Consider the following 16,567-nt stretch of genomic DNA (forward strand, 5'->3'; position numbering starts at 1 on the left):
ATGACTCAGTCGATAAAACCAACCCACTTTCGCAGTGAAGGAGATGTGAATACCACTCCTGCTCGACAGGCTAGGAACGCATCCCTAAACGACGAACGTACGCAAGAACTGCTACAGCGCGATAGCGACGTCTTTCTGCATCAGGCCATGTCTACACCCTGTCTGGACGCACTTGAAGCAGCCGAAGGAATCTATATTCAAGATGCCACAGGCAAAAAGTACATGGATTTTCATGGCAACAACGTTCACCAGCTTGGCTACGGTCATCCACATGTGATTAAGCGAATCACTGAACAGATTGCAAATCTGCCATTTTCGCCTCGCCGTTTCACCAATGAAACCGCGATTAAGTGTGCTGAAAAGCTCACGCAGATCTGTGGTGGAGAACTCAACAGAGTCTTGTTCGCCCCTGGGGGCACATCGGCTATAGGCATGGCACTCAAGTTAGCTCGTCATGTTACCGGCAATTTTAAAGTCGTCTCTTTATGGGACTCTTTTCACGGTGCCTCTCTGGACGCAATATCTGTTGGCGGTGAAGCCTGCTTCCGTGAAGGTATGGGCCCTTTAATGGCAGGAGTTGAACGTATTCCGCCCGCGGTATCCTACCGCGGAGCTTTTCAAAGTGTCTCTTCTGATGGTAGCGATGTTCACTATGCCGATTATCTGGAATATGTGATTGAAAAAGAAGGAGGCATTGGCGCTTTTATTGCCGAAGCTGTTCGCAATACCGATGTTCAGGTGCCAAGCAAAGCCTACTGGAAACGTATTCGTGAGATATGCGACAAGCACAACGTCCTGCTCATTATTGACGATATTCCTAACGGCATGGGGCGCAGCGGAGAATGGTTCACGTATCAAGCCTATGACATCGAACCTGACATATTGTGTATTGGCAAAGGTTTGGGCGGTGGATTGGTTCCCATTGCAGCGATGGTCACCAAAGACAAATACAACACTGCAGAGCAGATTTCTATGGGTCATTACACCCATGAGAAGAGTCCAATAGGCTGCGCCGCCGCACTCGCGACTATACAAGTCATTGAACAACAAGGTTTACTGGAAAAAGTAAAAGACGATAGCGAGTTTGTACGTGAAAAATTGCTGGAAATGAAACAGAAATACCCAGTAATCGGAGACGTTCGCGGCATCGGTTTACTTTGGGGCGTAGAACTCGTGACAGATAGGCAAACCAAACAAAGAGCGTTTGATCAAGCGGAAACCGTGCTTTATCAATGTCTAAATAATGGCCTCAGCTTTAAAGTTTCTCAAGGCAATGTTATTCAACTCAGCCCACCATTAATTATTTCACGTCAACAACTTACCGAAGCGCTGGCTATCTTCGAAGAAGCGATTGCCAATGTATGTAATGAACACAACGACTGATAACAGGATATCAATTATGACTTACTCTCACTCACCGATTCAGGCTGTCATCTTTGACTGGGCTGGCACCATTGTAGATTTTGGTTCATTCGCACCAACCAGCATCTTCGTTGAAGCATTCAAACAAGGTTTCGACTTTGATATCAACTTAGCAGAAGCACGCGAGCCAATGGGGCTTGGCAAATGGGACCACATTCAGGCGGTAGGTCGCCTTCCGGCTGTAGACAAACGTTGGAATGAGCAGTTTGGTCGCTCCATGAATAGTGATGACATTAACCGCATTTACGCGACTTTTATGCCACTGCAAAAAGCAAAAGTCGCTGACCACGCAGAACCCATCCTGAACGCGATTGAAGTTGTCGATGGTTTAAAAGATCAAGGGATCAAGATTGGTTCTTGCTCTGGTTATCCTCGTGAAGTCATGGATGTGTTAATCCCTGTCGCTGCTGACTATGGCTATAAGCCTGATTACGTTGTGGCGACTGACGACCTTCCTCAAGGAGGCCGCCCTGCACCTTATATGGCACTAAAAAACGTCATCGAGCTAAACGTAACGGACGTAAAGGCATGCATTAAAGTGGATGACGCAGCACCGGGCATCGACGAAGGACACAATGCAGGTATGTGGACGGTGGGTTTGTTGCTGTCTGGCAATGAAGCGGGACTCACCTATGAACAATATCAGGCAGCGGATGAAGCGACACTAAATACTGCTCGCGAAAAAGCGAAAGTGAAGTTAATGAAGAGCACGCCACACTACCTGATTGACACCATTTCTCAGCTACCAGAAGTGGTTAGAGATATTGAGCGCCGACTGGAAGCGGGTGAACGCCCTTAAACTCATCGCTCGTGTTTAGCGCACAAGCCAGTAGTTCAATCCTACTGGTTTGTGATTTTAGAAAGATATAAGGCTTTATATTCCCGCAAACAATTCGATCATTACTAACGAGCCTTGCGTAGTAAGTGTCCAGCAAAATAGGCCAAAATTGGCACATAACGTTACCCAGAACAAACTCTTAAAGCCGATGTCATTGTACTTATGGTGCAACACAGATTGTGCAAGCAGAGCACCCGGCCAGCCTCCGACAAGATTCAATACATGAAAAGTCAGCGAAGGAACACGCCATCCTCCAGTATGAAGTGCCTGTTTATCTAGTGCGTAAACTATATAAGCAATCGTACTTAGTGCGATATAAAGCACCAATGAGAGTGGTGGATAATCGAGAATTAGCACACTGGCCACTAGCGTGGTGAGAAACCAAATGGCAATCGCCAAAGAAAAATTAAACACCAGTTGTCTTTCAATATTCACAGCACGAATGCCGCCCTGATCATCTTTTGCCAATCGAAACTGCACTCGTTCGCTGATTCTTGGAGGGTGGCCGTACGCTTCTAAGTCACAGAGATGAAATTTGATTTGTGCATCTTGGTCATCAACCGAAATGTACCCGTAGCCCTTAGTATCGTGCCACTCACTAATGGTTCCTTGAATCGCCATTATGGTCCCTCACTCTCTCAAGCTCCCTGCCTAAGACGCCTTAGCCAAACACAACATATTCTCGTTTTACTTCTAAGTTCCAGTTTAGCCGCATAGTCAACAGGTAGCACAAAAAGAATCAGAAATGTTTAGCACACCTAATATTTACATCAAAAATCAATACTGACAGGTTCTGACACTCCCCTGCCATAAACTCAGTTCCGAACTCAACACCAATAGAAAAGGAGTAATACAATGGAAAACGTTATTGAAATCGTTAGCTTTAAGCTACTGGCAGGAACAACATCTGAAGACTTTATCGTAGCAGCCAATCAAAGCCAAAAATTCGTTGCGACATTAAAAGGTTTCCAATATCGTTCTCTAAGCCACAATGCAGAAAATGATACTTGGACCGATGTCGTCTACTGGGATTCAATGGAAGATGCCAAATCGGCGGGCGAGCAATTTGTTCACTGCACAGAGTGTCAGCCATTAATGGCATTGATTGATTCAGAATCGGTCAACATGCAACATCAAGTTCTACGTATGTGCGACCTTGCCGCTAAGTACCAATAGGCTTGACTTAACGCTGACTTAAGGAGGGTGCATAATGCGCCCTTCTGCAATGAGAAAGTAACGAGATGAGTAAATCTGAACGACTGTTTGAGCTGCTGACTTTGCTACGCTCAAAGCGTTATGCTGTCACTGCTGCTAACCTCGCCCAAACCATGGAAGTCAGTGAACGGACTATCTATCGAGATATTCAATCACTTGTGAATTCCGGGGTTCCCATCCAGGGCGAAGCAGGTGTCGGCTATATCTTACAGGCGGGCGCGCACTTACCGCCATTGATGTTCTCAGAACGAGAAATGATGGCGCTGGAACTCGGAATGAGAATGGTTCGGGCTTGGTCAGACAGTGATCTTGCAGATGCTTCCATCAGCGCTTCAAACAAAATCCTCTCCGTATTGCCAGACAAACTCAAACAGCAGGTTGAGAGCTTTCCGATACTGGTGCCTGACTTTTATACGCAGACCGCATCGGCTCGCCACGGACAAATGCTCAGACATGCCATTGATGCAAAGTTGAAGATAGACATTGATTACGTCGCAGAAAATGGGTCTAGAACGCAGCGTACTCTGCAACCTCTCGGACAAATGTTCTGGGGAAAAGTCTGGACGCTAGTCGCATGGTGCGAGTTGAGGGATGACTACCGTCACTTCAGACTGGATCGAATTGAAAAACTAAGCATCCTAGACCAGCAGTTTGAGACCAATAAAACTAAGTCTCTAGAGCACTTTATTACGCTTTACTCACCAAAGGACTAGTAGACAACTCTTAAGATGAGCAGGGAAATGTTGACCGCCATCATACACCCGTTAAAGTCATTAACCACGTCAAATTCAACGTATTCCATTATGTACCGGGGCCCGTTATCTCTACTCATATCTCTGACGTGGAAGACTGTCTGATGTGAGCTTCTCTTGAAAGAGATTAAACCGTAGCCACGTTTGTCATCATACTTTACGATTATTCCCTGCATATTGGTGCCGCATATCTGCCGCCTATATTGACAATAGATACTCACTGCAGGGAATAATGGACCACACAGTAATTAAGCGCGTAGAATACTCTTCAGTTCAAATAGTGATTCAACCGTGTAGCTTGGTTCAATCCCTTCCACTTCATCTTCTTGAGTTGTATTTAACCAGCAGGTCTCAATCCCAAAGTTAATTCCACCTAAGATGTCAGAATGAGGGTTATCTCCAACCATCAACACTTTACTCTTACAAGGGTTACCCATCTTTTCTAGTGCGTGAGAAAAGATCCCCACATCTGGCTTAGCAATACCAACTTCTTCAGAAATAATCACATGCTCAAAGTAATCTGTCATTCCTGTTCGTTCTAATCGAATCGCCTGAAGTTCAGTAAAGCCATTGGTAATGATCCCTAGTTTGGCTTTGCCTTGCAAAGCACCCATGAGCTCTTTCGCTCCGGGTAGCAAAGTACAAATGTCTGCCATTGCCTCAAGAAAGGCAGTGTTCAATTCTGAGGTCGTTGTCTCAAGCTTGTCAGCCCAGCCTTTAAATCGGGTGTGCTTTAATTCATGTGCAGTGATGGTGCCATTCTGGTAATCCACCCAAAGTGGTTTGTTCACCGTTTGGTAATGGCTGTAATCTTGTTGAGTAAATTCAATTCCTTTGCGAGAGAACATCAACTGCATCCCTTTAAAAGCATCAAAATGGAACAAGGTTTCGTCAGCATCAAATAAGATCCAATCGTATTTCATTTTTCTCTCCTCAATTTTCCCCGCTAGTGTAGATTGTTTTCCTAAAGATGATAATCTACTAATCAAGAAACTGATTGTTTACTAATACTCAACCAATGCAAGCCTATACCTCTATTCCTATTTTTGTTTCCGTCGTAGAGAGCGGCAGCTTCTCTATTGCTGCAGAGAAACTTCACATTACCAAATCCGCTGTCAGTAAGCGTATCAACCAACTGGAAGACGAGCTGGGTATTCGTCTGCTAAATCGCACTACTCGCAAATTAAGCCTAACTGAAGCGGGTCAACGCTATTACGATTACGTCGCTCAATCATTTAACCTTGCCCAACAAGGCATCGATGCGGTTACTGAACTTCAAGGAAAGCCAACAGGAAAACTAAAGATTACGGCACCAATGTCTTTCGGAGTCTTACATGTCGCCCCTTTAGTTGCAGAATTTCTAACTTTGTACCCAGACTTAGAAATCGACCTGCAATTGGAAGATCAAATGGTCGATTTGGTTCAAGACGGGTTTGATTTAGGCATTCGCATAGGTCATCTACCGCTTTCTAACCTGGTTGCGAAAAGGCTAGCGACTTGTCGTAGTGTTCTGTGCGCCTCTCAATCTTACTTAGACGAGCATGGAGAGCCAGAAAAACCCAGCGATCTGAGCCTTCACAATTGTCTACGTTACGCCTATTTTCGTGGCGGCAGCGAATGGACTTTCGAAAGCCCTACCGGACCAGTTAGTGTGGTTCCGAAAGGTAAACTGGTCGTAAACAACAGTGAAGCAATTCGCAGAGCTCTGCTGGAAGGCTTGGGGATTGGTCAATTGCCCACATTCATCGTGGCAAAAGACGTTGCTGCTGGTACGCTCAGACCCATTATGACGGCTTATAAACTCCCTTCTCACTCTGTGTATGCTGTTTTCCCAGAAAGAAAGCACCTACCACTAAAAGTCCGCGTGTTTGTGGATTTTATCGCCGAGAAATTTGGGTCAGATGTCCCCTATTGGGATTTGACTTCACCGGCACATAAACCTTGAACAATGAGTCACTCAAGGTGTGACTCTGTCCTCATATCGCTGTGAATTACTCGCTCTAACTCGATTTCATGACCTAAAACAAAGGTGAGAACACCATACAGGCACACAATTGAACGACTCATTGTTCCGTTGTATCCGAGGTCTTTATGAAACGATTTTTTCCTTCCAGTGTGATGCTCACCCCATTCGTGGTAAAACATTATTCTCAGCCAGAACAAGACGATACAGATATTGAACCCAGTGATGACTTTGACGAAAGCAGCCAATCGGAAGAGAAAGAATGAGACCCACTTCCGGTCCAAGTAGCCTATTTTCATCTAACCTATTGGCGTCAGTTCGATAAGGAAACAAATAATGAAAAAAATTGCAGTTATCCTCAGCGGCTCAGGCGTATTTGATGGCGCTGAAATTCATGAATCCGTGCTTGCGCTACATGCCATCGAAAAACAAGGAGCAAGCTGGCATTGCTTCGCGCCAAACATTGAGCAGCTTCATGTGATAAACCATGTTACTGGTGAAGAAATGGCGGAGGCACGCAATGTCTTGACTGAAGCCGCTCGTATCGCACGGGGCAACATTGAAGATGTGGCGAAACTCAATGCTGCAGAATTTGACGCACTCCTTCTACCTGGTGGGTTTGGTGCGGCAAAAAACCTGACTGATTTTGCAGTCAATGGAGCGGAGTGCAGCATCAATACTCACATCGCATCTGCTTGTCGGGCTTTCGCCCAGGCCAGAAAGCCAGCTGGCTATTTGTGCATCGCACCAGCTATCATTCCGATGATTTACGCCAATGGCGTCAAAGGTACCATCGGCAATGATGAAGCCACAGCATCTGCATTCAATGCATTGGGAGGCGAGCATATCGCCTGCGAGGTGGACGACATCGTCTTCGATGAAGAACACAAAGTGCTGTCAACACCTGCATATATGTTAGCGGGCAATATCTCTCAGGCAGCCAGTGGCATCGAAAAACTAGTAAGAAAATTGGTAGACATTGCTTAATTTCTCCATTCAACACGACAGCCCTTTGCTCAATCAGAGGGCTTTTTTCATTTTCACACCAAGCCATCGCTGAACAAAATTAAAACAATCACGCTTCCTGTTGAATAAACGATTGCAGTAACCCACTAATATTTAACATTTTTATCATTATCAGGCTACTCATCTGACCAAGCTCACAAATCCAAAGCATACCGACCACTTTTGGGTAGGCAAATTGTTTGAGATCAAAATTGCTACGACCTTGGATATGCCAATCTATCTACAGTTTTTATTCTAAATATATTCGGAGCAAGTCGATGACAAGTGCATTTTTTATCCCTACTGTAAACTTAATGGGTGCTGGCTGTTTAAAGGATGCAGCAGACAGCGTGCAGTCTCAGGGCTTCAAAAAAGGTCTGATCGTTACAGATAAGATTCTTAACCAAATCGGTGTAGTAAAGCAGGTTCAAGATCTGCTGACAGACCGTGACGTCCAAACGGTAGTGTTTGACGGTACCCAACCCAACCCAACCACCAGCAACGTAAACGACGGTCTGGCTTTGCTGGCAGATAATGACTGTGATTTCGTTATCTCTCTAGGTGGTGGTTCACCGCACGATTGCGCTAAAGGTATTGCACTAGTGGCTTCAAACGGTGGCAAGATCGGTGACTATGAAGGTGTTGATCAATCTGCAAAACCAATGCTGCCACTCATTGCCATCAACACAACTGCCGGTACTGCGTCTGAAATGACTCGCTTCTGTATCATTACTGACGAAGAGCGTCACATTAAGATGGCTATTGTGGACAAGCACACAACACCACTGATTTCAGTCAATGATCCAGAGCTGATGCTGGCAAAACCCGCCTCATTGACCGCAGCAACAGGTATGGATGCCCTAACCCACGCTATTGAAGCGTATGTTTCTATCGCTGCAACACCAATCACTGACGCCGTCGCCATCAAAGCCATTGAGCTTATTCAGGCTCATCTGCGCACCGCTGTTGAAAATGGTGAAGATATCGAAGCTCGCGAACAAATGGCTTACGCGCAATTTATGGCAGGTATGGCGTTTAATAACGCGTCACTAGGCTACGTGCACGCGATGGCTCACCAGCTAGGGGGCTTTTACGATCTGCCACACGGTGTATGTAATGCGATTCTTCTGCCACATGTACAGCGCTACAACGCACAAGTGTGTCCTGAACGCTTACGTGATGTTGCTAAAGCAATGGGTGTTGACGTTGAGGGCATGACGGCAGAACAAGGCGCTGAAGCGGCAATCGATGCGATCGTAGCGCTTGCGAAAGATGTGGGCATTCCAGCAGGTATCAAGGAACTGGGTGCGAAGTCTGAAGACATCCCAACACTTGCAGATAACGCGCTAAAAGACGCGTGTGGCTTTACTAACCCGAAACAGGCGACCCACGAAGAAATCTCTTCAATCTTCGAAGCCGCCATGTAATACCATTTTCTTTTCCTAACTCAAGCCTCCCTCGGGAGGCTTTTTTATTCAGCGAAAAGTTTAATATGCGCGGGTTATAAGACCCAGTATTGAGGCGTCAGTTTCACCAAAATACAAGGTCACCGACTTGGTCTCGCCTTGTGCAAAACTGCCATCTTGGTCAATTTTTGAAGGAGAAACATAGTGGTCATTGCCGAAATAAGCCTTGATTTGATTGGGTTTTAGAGTGATACCACCACCAGAGTTATTGGTCACCATCGCTTGTACCATACGCTTTCCACCCTGACTGTTATAGATGTCGTAAGATTCTAAGCTGAAGTAGCTATGGGAAGGCTTGTCTCGGTTGTGCTTTGGCTCAGGTACATACGCAGAACCATTAACGGTTCGTACGTAATGCATTGTATCTTGTGACTTTTCAATGCTATTTTTAATATCTCCAAGCTCCCATTTATCTTCACTGTCTACAGCCTGTGCAGACGTCGCACCAACTGAAACCAATAACATCAGTAAATAGCGGGCAAACATTGCGTATCCTATTTCGTTTCAATTTTTAAAGGAGACAAGTCTAAAAAACGCTCAGTTTCATTTGTCAGTCAGGCGTTAATTTAATTACATTGCAAAGTAAGGTTCTCAAGCAGCCGTGCCAACACTAAGTATGTTGCTGGGAGCCTGAGACTTTAATTCATTCTGTTGTGTGGGGACGCTGCGCTTTCAGTGAATAATATACAACCACCATTGGCTCGTTCTATTGATATAGCAGTCACATTCCCTCTACTTATAACAATAAGACTAATCATCACTGTACTCACTGAGTGCGAACTTTCGCTACGAACAATGCAGCGCCGCCTTATTCACAGAGCACCTCAGCAATATTCGATGGAAAACTCAGTGCCTCCAGCTGTTCATTGATGATGATTGAGGTTCCATCATTTGTTATTACCGCAGAACGGCCAAAGTCTTTTCTATTGCCGCTAGATGCATAAATATAGGCACATGAGTCATATATCTGGTAAGAATAATTTTTTGCGCTACCTGGCCTCGTAAACCCTTTAAAGACAGAACTGGCGTAAACACCAGCGGCGAAGCATACTCCTGCGAGCGCAATATAAAATATTATCCATCGGAGATTCAATTTACTGAGAATACTGGCTATTTGTTTCTCTTTAGGTTTCAAGTATTGCGGCTCGATAACTTGCTCAGGCTGCGCCTGTTCAATTTTTCCGACAAATCGATAGCCCTTACCACGTTCAGTTTTAATGACCTTACCATACTTATCATCGAACGCTTTCCTACAGCAAGAAAGCGTATTCATTAAACTACTTTCTTCGACAAAGGCGCCTTTACGCGTCCATACATGATCCAACAAGTCTCTTTTAGACAACAACATATTAGAGTTATCTACAAAGTAGTTTAGTAATTCAATTTCATTAACTCCTAAACCAACGATGTAATTTGTTTCTGTATTTTTTACCATTCCTTTTTCAAGATCGACCTCGAAAGAACCATTGATTTTAATCATTATCCTTGCCAATTTAAATTCTACGTTTACTTACCACTTTCATAGTCAACACTTTATATTTATGCCTCGTTCTACACACAAGATAGGAGTAAAAATATCATTTTTATCCTCTCCTCCGTAATTTAAACATTTATTAATGCCGATAAAATAGCAATACAGATAATGCCTACAGCAAGCACTTAGGCTACTAAAATAATAAGAAAAATCCGATAGTTAATCATCTAATTAAGGTTTATATATCTTTAATATTCGTAAAAATCCATTACATCAGATTAAAAGTCAACCATGCATATAAAATTAATATATAAAAAGAATAATTATAGGAATATTTTATCTGGTCAAATATCAAGAAATTCAGTCTTTAAGTCAATTGAGTGAAATCAGTAAAATTTTAGCTTCTCTACTAGCCCGGCTGACAAATGATCACAAAAAATTTATTTTAAAATACCAATGCATCATTTTATGTCTACACTTCCTAAACTAACGGAGGTGGTTATGAAGATACAGTTAACGGTTATTCTCGCACTCGTGAGCGTATTTGCTACAGCGGGCGAAAATAAAATTTACAATGTAAATGGTAGTGATTATGAAGGTTACTGGGCGAAAGTCAGTGACGATGCACCATTAGTCTTACTCGTTCACGACTGGGACGGTTTAACCGACTATGAGATGAAGCGAGCTAAAATGCTCAATGATTTAGGCTACAACGTTTTCGCTGCAGACTTATTTGGTAAAGGCATTAGGCCAACTGAAGTAAAGGATAAAAAGCAGCACACAGGTGAACTGTATAAAGATAGAGACAAACTAAGAGCCTTGATGCAAGGTAGTTTAGATTACGCCACCAGTCTTGGTGGCAATGCCAATAATACTGTTGTTATGGGTTATTGCTTTGGTGGCGCTGCCGTATTGGAATCTGCAAGAGCTGGGATGAATGCCAAAGGTTTTGTCACTTTTCATGGCGGGCTAAAGACACCTCAAGGTCAATCTTACCAAGAGACAAAAGCTCCGATACTGGTTTTGCATGGTACTGCTGACAGTGCGATCCCAATGGAACAGTTCGCAGCATTGGCAAGTGAGTTAGAAGCCCAGAACGCAGCTCATGAGATGATCACCTACAGCGGTGCTCCTCATGCCTTTACTGTATTTGGCAGTGAACGTTATCGAAAAGAAGCAGATGAAAAATCTTGGCAGCGCTTTACGGAGTTTCTTGCCTCTTCCACCAACTAGTCTCGATTAGACCATAGCCTCAACACCTCGAATCCATCTGGGTAGATTCGCATTGAACCAATCTAGATACTTTTGAAGTTGAGGCTTTTGCCGTTCATACAGCAGATTAGTGACTTCGACCACTATCCACGCTTTAGCAATGATCACATGTCGGAACAATTCCTCTCTTGGCATCGCTTTATGTACGTTCATGTAGCTATCTACAATGCGCAGCATGGCTTCTTCATCCCCGAGCCCTTTGATTAAAGGAACGAGATCTATCGCAGGGCTACCCTTGCTGAAGCGTTCCCAGTCAAACAATACCAGTTCCCCATTTTCTCTGCGCCCCCAGTTACCATCGTTGGTGTCACCAGACAAGAGCGTTGGGTAATCAAAAATGATATGACTTTGGGACTGCAACTTTTTAAGCACGTTCTGTTCTTGAGAGCTGAGAGATAGGAGTTGAAACGCTGTACGCAGAGCATGATCACTCCAGCGATGCTGTTTAAGCGTCCAGTCCGAACTAATTGGAGTTTGGTGTATAGCCGCGATCTGACTAAATACTTGGCTTGAATGAGTTAGCTCCTCGAGTGTCACCGAATGAGGGATATACTCTATAACGATGGAATCAGCGTCAGCTTGGATAAGACGAGGTGACAGCACTCCCCGTTCACTCAAGGTTTTAGCAGCAGTGAGATAGAAAGCTCGCTCTACCTCATTTGCACCCTGCTTGTGAATACACCTCTGCCCTTGCCTTTCTATCAAACGTACTTTTGCGCTGCCCATTTGTGACAATTCATTGTCTCTATCCATACCTTAAGACGCCTAGCTCGCTGTTAACCCGTGTTCATACCCTACCTAAGTTTGATTAGTGAGCAAACCAAAATGCCCCATAACTTGGTTATAGGGCATATAAGTTTGCGGTTATGGGGCTGAGTCAATCTCAACCGGCAGGTAATGTTTTGGCTCTAGTTTAAGCCATTCCGGCAGCACGGTACCGATGGAGATCGAGGACCAAGTTCCCGACAATATGCCAATAAACATTGCAATCGCAAACCCTTCAAGTGCATTGCCGCCCATAATCCACAAAGCAGACACGGTAAGCAAGGTTGTGCCTGAAGTCACCATGGTTCGAGAAAACGTTGCGATAACAGCTTGATCGTTAATGTCGTCCGTTGGCGTAGACTGTTTCGCCACCAGTAACTCACGAATTCGGTCTGCAATAATAATAGAATCATTGAGAGAATAACCCAGTATCGCCAGAATCGCGGCAAACACGGTCAAATTGAATTCCATTTGTGTCGCAGCAAAAAAGCCTAGTACCAGCACTACATCATGAATCAGCGCAAGCAATGAACCGCTTGCCAGTCTCCATTCAAAGCGGAAACACAAATAACCCAGAATACACATCATCGATATCAGCAGAGCCAGACCGCCTTGGTCTACCAAGTCTTGTCCGACTTGCGAACCCACCATACTGTTGCTGACGACATCAACCTGATGAGAGATGGCAGACAGTACAGATGTAATGTCTGGCATCGACGCATCATCTTCTGGAACTGGATAGCGTATGATCCAGCGACCATCCTGATCCGAATGGGTTACCGCAGTGAACTCACCAAGTGTCGGCTGAAGTACTTCAAGTAAATCGTTGTTGTTCAGATTTTTATCGACCTGTACTTCGGTCACCATCCCGCCTGTAAAGTCCAACCCCATATTTAAGCCTTTGAAAGCAAAGATGCCTAGAGAGATGACCATTAATGCAACCGAAACAAAGCTAGTAATGTAACGGATACGACGGATATTTTGTTTTAGATATTCAACCATAATTAAACCCTTACATCACGACGGCTATCGCGTCCCCAAACCAAATTGATAATTGCACGAGATGCAAACACTCCACTGAACATACTGGTTAACAATCCTAGCCCTAGGGTTAAAGCAAAACCTTGAATTGGACCATTACCGATGGAGTAAAGAACGACCGCAGTGATCATGGTAGTGATATTGGCATCAAGAATAGTACTCAGTGCACTCCCAAAGCCTAAATCGATAGATTGAGCAAAGGTTCGCCCCTCCGCTAATTTATCTTTAATCCGCTCGAAAATAAGAACGTTAGTATCCACCGCCATACCCACGGTTAATACCAAACCAGCGATACCCGGTAGGGTTAAAACCGCGCCCGGCAGTAAAGCAATCAAACCCAATAGGCTGACCATATTGACGACAAGTGCCACATTCGCCACCCAGCCCAAACGTCGGTACCATAGCGCCATAAAGGTCAGCGTCATCGCCATACCCAAAGCTAACGCTGCAAAACCATTTTCAATGTTTTCTGCACCAAGTGATGCACCAATGGTGCGCTCTTCAACTATCGTAACCGGCGCCGTTAATGAACCTGCACGAAGAAGCAATGCTAAGTTCTGTGCTTCATCCAGAGAGCCTGCCCCTGTAATTCGGAACTGACTACCCAACTGAGATTGGATGGTTGCGACACTGATGACCTTCTCGCTACGTTCTGTGTCACCATTTGCATTGGTGGTGTACTCACGGTATACGGTCGCCATTGGCTTACCAATATGCTTACCGGAGAAGTCACTCATGGTTTTACCACCCGAGTGATCCAGTGAAATATTCACTTCCGAGAAGCCCATGTTGTCTACGCCTGCTCGAGCATTAACGATGTGTTCACCCGTTAACACAGGGCGTTTTGACAGCACAACATCACGGCCATCATTGTCCTTAAGCACAATATCGCCATAGGAAATGCCTTGCGATGGCGATTTCGCTTCATGGAAAGCTAATGTCGCTGTGGCGCCAATGACGTTCTTCGCCTGAGAAGGGTCTTGCACACCTGGTAATTCTATACGGATACTGTGCTCACCCTGACGCTGTACCAAAGCTTCGGTGATCCCAAGCTCTTCAATACGATCACGCATGATTTTCAGGTTTTGCTTGATAGTAACGGTTTGGAAGTCAGACTTGTTTTGTACCGTTGGCTTGACCGCTAGGTAGCCTGAATGGCGTTTAATGTCCCAACCCGGATAGTTCTGACGAATATAGTTCGCCGACTTAGTTAACGCGTCACCTGAATTACTTTTTAGGTCGAACCCATCCACGCCGACTTGAGCAAACTTAACGCCTCGAATGTGCTCTTGACGGAGCATGTCACGCATTTCATCAACGATGGCATTGCGCTGCTCTTCGAATGCTTTATCTACATCAACATTCAGTAAGAACTGTACTCCACCACGTAGATCCAAACCCAACTTAATTGGACTGAAACCCATATCAGTTAACCATTTAGGGGCTACAGATACGTATGAGAAAGTTATCGCGTCTTGTTTACCCAGTAAGCCATTCAATGCTTCACGAGCATGGGTTTGATCGGTTTCGTTATCGAAAACCAATGTGGTTGAGTTCTCTTGCTGAGTAATCTCTTTAGCATGAATGTTTCGTTGTTCCAAGTAGCGGTTCAGTTCGACTGGATTGTCGATGACACCACTCTTTTGTGACGTTGTAACCTGTATCGAAGGCTGCTCGCCATACCACGTAGGGATCGCACTGAGCGCCAGTACAATCACCGTCACGATCAGTACCGCGTATTTCCAAGCCGAGTAGCGGTTCATCACTCTCGCATGTTTTGTTTTTGGCGTATTTTTCTTCATATTTTTATCTTTACATGCAGTACCCATTCAAAGTCTTAACTGAAATAGGTACAAAGTTATCTGACTCTTGGATTTGGTCAGTCGTATATACAATGGATTAGATCTGTAAAAAGGTAACGACTCTGAACTAATGCGTAGGTTGACAACACAGCAGAGGTGATAATTAAGGTGCCAAGGGGCTTCAAGCTAGCTAATAAAACTAACTACACCTGTATTACAGATTGGATAGAAGGTGTTAGATGAATTGAGCGTTCAGGGCCACATACAGCGCGTTGGATTCTTTCCACCCTGAGATGCGATGATTTGACGTAAACGAGTTTTCGACCCAGCTTCCATTGTCAAACAGTGAGTAGGTATAAAGGCTATTGAGTGGCAGAGATGCCTGACTGGAATAATGACCATCACTGGTTCCTGGTGCTTCTCCCTCCTCTGAATGACGATCAGATAAGCTCCAGCGATTAAAATGAACAATGGCCAACACATCGGTGTCAATTTCAGATTGTGACACCGGATTTTGCGATGTTTCTTCTTGTTGAGACTCTTCGAACAGAGTCTGGTAATCCGCTTGGGATTGAGGTGCCGCATCCGTGGTAGGAGGAGCCAAACGCGCGCTAGCTTCATTTTCAGCTTGCGTAAAATACGCCATTGCTTGCGTTGGTAATACCATCGTAAGCAAAGTAAGCCAGAAAAAATTTATCAAACGTTGAGCCATTCACGACACCAATACTAGAAGACATTTGGATGGTAAGTCCAAGTCTATTTATAAACAACTAAAATGTTCTAAAACCTAATATTGCATATTTAATCGCAGTGCAAAATCAGTAAAACACCTGAGTTAGCACTGCTAGCGGTAAAATATTTCTCCGGTTTGCACATCCAGATAGATCTTGTTTGCCTGCTTGAGTCCCCCGCAGTATACGAAGTAAACGTCTCTCTTTTCAAACGTCAAAGAGCGCACCCAACCACTAGTTTCCTCAAAGTCTTCCGGCTCACACGTTTTTTCTTTGAGCAGTTGATCGGTCTTTTTAACAAACATCTCAAAATGTTGTTTGAAATCGTCAGACTTTTCTATGTAACTGCTGACTGTCTCAACTCGTTCCTCTTTGGTGATGGTTGGTGCAACCTCTAGTAGCGCTTCCATTGGCACCCATTCAGCCACCTCTTCCCCACCCTCTTCGTAAACATAGTAAGGAGAAATTCGCCCCCACCCATCTTTTTTTTCAAGAATATGCAGCTTGTCTCCTCGGTAAACCACGCTTTCAACAAATGCTTCATAACTCGGAAATTCTCTAACTCCGAGTTTAGGTGGACTAACGTAAAAGTCTGTTACTTCGGGCTTCGGTGGTGGTGGCGCCTCTTCTTTTATCGGCGCAGGCGGTGGTTGTTTATTTTCTTCCAGCAGCGCAGCAGCGGCAGCAGCGTCTTGCTGTGGCTTAAGGTAGAAGATGTAGTAACCACCACCTGCACACGCAATGCCAAGCAGCAGCAGAACAACCATAAGTATCTTTTTCATATTGAGTTAATGTCTTATCTATACTTAAACCATCTTTCA

At 44.6% G+C, this 16,567-nt stretch carries 18 protein-coding genes; 9 read left to right on the forward strand and 9 right to left on the reverse strand.

The features are described 5' to 3' along the window. Complete coding sequence (locus TW84_RS19370) at nt 1-1,383, forward strand: aspartate aminotransferase family protein (RefSeq protein ID WP_045977272.1); 1,383 nt, start codon at nt 1-3, stop codon at nt 1,381-1,383. A 16-nt stretch (nt 1,384-1,399) separates the two neighbouring features. Next, complete coding sequence (phnX, locus tag TW84_RS19375; RefSeq protein ID WP_045977273.1) at nt 1,400-2,221, forward strand: phosphonoacetaldehyde hydrolase; 822 nt, start codon at nt 1,400-1,402, stop codon at nt 2,219-2,221. A gap of 75 nt (nt 2,222-2,296) precedes the next feature. Here the strand turns inward: phnX and TW84_RS19380 are convergent, their stop codons facing one another. Further along, complete coding sequence (locus TW84_RS19380) at nt 2,297-2,881, reverse strand: DUF1294 domain-containing protein (RefSeq protein WP_045977274.1); 585 nt, start codon at nt 2,879-2,881, stop codon at nt 2,297-2,299. Nucleotides 2,882-3,115: 234 nt separating this feature from the next. Here TW84_RS19380 and TW84_RS19385 point away from each other — a divergent pair, with 234 nt between their 5' ends. Together TW84_RS19385 and TW84_RS19390 are read left to right on the forward strand one after the other, a co-directional pair. Further along, a complete protein-coding gene (locus tag TW84_RS19385; RefSeq protein ID WP_045977275.1) occupies nt 3,116-3,436 on the forward strand; it encodes a hypothetical protein in 321 nt (106 codons plus the stop codon). Nucleotides 3,437-3,501: 65 nt separating this feature from the next. Further along, complete coding sequence (locus tag TW84_RS19390) at nt 3,502-4,188, forward strand: helix-turn-helix transcriptional regulator (protein ID WP_045977276.1); 687 nt, start codon at nt 3,502-3,504, stop codon at nt 4,186-4,188. Between the two features lie 287 nt (nt 4,189-4,475). On the opposite strand, the gene yjjG is transcribed toward TW84_RS19390, so the two are convergent. Next, complete coding sequence (gene yjjG / locus TW84_RS19400) at nt 4,476-5,150, reverse strand: pyrimidine 5'-nucleotidase (protein ID WP_045977278.1); 675 nt, start codon at nt 5,148-5,150, stop codon at nt 4,476-4,478. 95 nt (nt 5,151-5,245) lie between these two features. Here yjjG and TW84_RS19405 point away from each other — a divergent pair, with 95 nt between their 5' ends. From TW84_RS19405 to yiaY, 4 genes are all read left to right on the forward strand, one after another. Further along, entirely contained in the window at nt 5,246-6,172 is a 927-nt protein-coding gene (locus TW84_RS19405; RefSeq protein WP_045977279.1) for a LysR family transcriptional regulator, read from the forward strand. 146 nt (nt 6,173-6,318) lie between these two features. Continuing rightward, complete coding sequence (locus TW84_RS24930; protein WP_167336334.1) at nt 6,319-6,456, forward strand: hypothetical protein; 138 nt, start codon at nt 6,319-6,321, stop codon at nt 6,454-6,456. Nucleotides 6,457-6,526: 70 nt separating this feature from the next. Further along, nucleotides 6,527-7,177 carry an isoprenoid biosynthesis glyoxalase ElbB gene (elbB, locus tag TW84_RS19410; RefSeq protein WP_045977280.1) on the forward strand — a complete coding sequence of 217 codons (651 nt, stop codon included), beginning with the start codon at nt 6,527-6,529 and terminating at the stop codon, nt 7,175-7,177. A 296-nt stretch (nt 7,178-7,473) separates the two neighbouring features. Beyond that, the gene (yiaY, locus tag TW84_RS19415; RefSeq protein WP_045977281.1) at nt 7,474-8,622 is read left to right on the forward strand and encodes an L-threonine dehydrogenase; all 1,149 of its coding nucleotides are present in this window, start codon (nt 7,474-7,476) and stop codon (nt 8,620-8,622) included. 60 nt (nt 8,623-8,682) lie between these two features. On the opposite strand, the gene TW84_RS19420 is transcribed toward yiaY, so the two are convergent. Together TW84_RS19420 and TW84_RS19425 are read right to left on the reverse strand one after the other, a co-directional pair. Further along, entirely contained in the window at nt 8,683-9,147 is a 465-nt protein-coding gene (locus TW84_RS19420; protein ID WP_045977282.1) for a hypothetical protein, read from the reverse strand. A gap of 322 nt (nt 9,148-9,469) precedes the next feature. Then, nucleotides 9,470-10,141: a winged helix-turn-helix domain-containing protein gene (locus tag TW84_RS19425; protein WP_045977283.1), complete on the reverse strand. Its 672-nt coding sequence runs from the start codon at nt 10,139-10,141 to the stop codon at nt 9,470-9,472. 495 nt (nt 10,142-10,636) lie between these two features. Between TW84_RS19425 and TW84_RS19430 the strand changes: the two genes are divergently transcribed. Next, a complete protein-coding gene (locus tag TW84_RS19430) occupies nt 10,637-11,368 on the forward strand; it encodes a dienelactone hydrolase family protein (RefSeq protein WP_045977284.1) in 732 nt (243 codons plus the stop codon). 6 nt (nt 11,369-11,374) lie between these two features. Here the strand turns inward: TW84_RS19430 and TW84_RS19435 are convergent, their stop codons facing one another. The 5 genes from TW84_RS19435 to TW84_RS19455 all read right to left on the reverse strand — a co-directional run bounded on the left by TW84_RS19435 (nt 11,375) and on the right by TW84_RS19455 (nt 16,528). After that, entirely contained in the window at nt 11,375-12,160 is a 786-nt protein-coding gene (locus TW84_RS19435; protein ID WP_045977285.1) for a phosphotransferase family protein, read from the reverse strand. Nucleotides 12,161-12,271: 111 nt separating this feature from the next. Beyond that, nucleotides 12,272-13,174, reverse strand: coding sequence for a protein translocase subunit SecF (secF, locus tag TW84_RS19440; RefSeq protein WP_045977286.1), 903 nt, complete (start codon nt 13,172-13,174; stop codon nt 12,272-12,274). 2 nt (nt 13,175-13,176) lie between these two features. Next, nucleotides 13,177-15,015, reverse strand: a complete 1,839-nt coding sequence (gene secD, locus TW84_RS19445) for a protein translocase subunit SecD (RefSeq protein WP_045977327.1) — start codon at nt 15,013-15,015, stop codon at nt 13,177-13,179. A 235-nt stretch (nt 15,016-15,250) separates the two neighbouring features. Continuing rightward, entirely contained in the window at nt 15,251-15,727 is a 477-nt protein-coding gene (locus TW84_RS19450) for a hypothetical protein (RefSeq protein WP_045977287.1), read from the reverse strand. 132 nt (nt 15,728-15,859) lie between these two features. Beyond that, nucleotides 15,860-16,528, reverse strand: a complete 669-nt coding sequence (locus TW84_RS19455; RefSeq protein WP_205622500.1) for a flagellar basal body-associated FliL family protein — start codon at nt 16,526-16,528, stop codon at nt 15,860-15,862. Nucleotides 16,529-16,567: the final 39 nt, after the last annotated feature.

The organism is Vibrio neptunius, from assembly GCF_000967495.1.
Taxonomy (GTDB): domain Bacteria; phylum Pseudomonadota; class Gammaproteobacteria; order Enterobacterales; family Vibrionaceae; genus Vibrio; species Vibrio neptunius.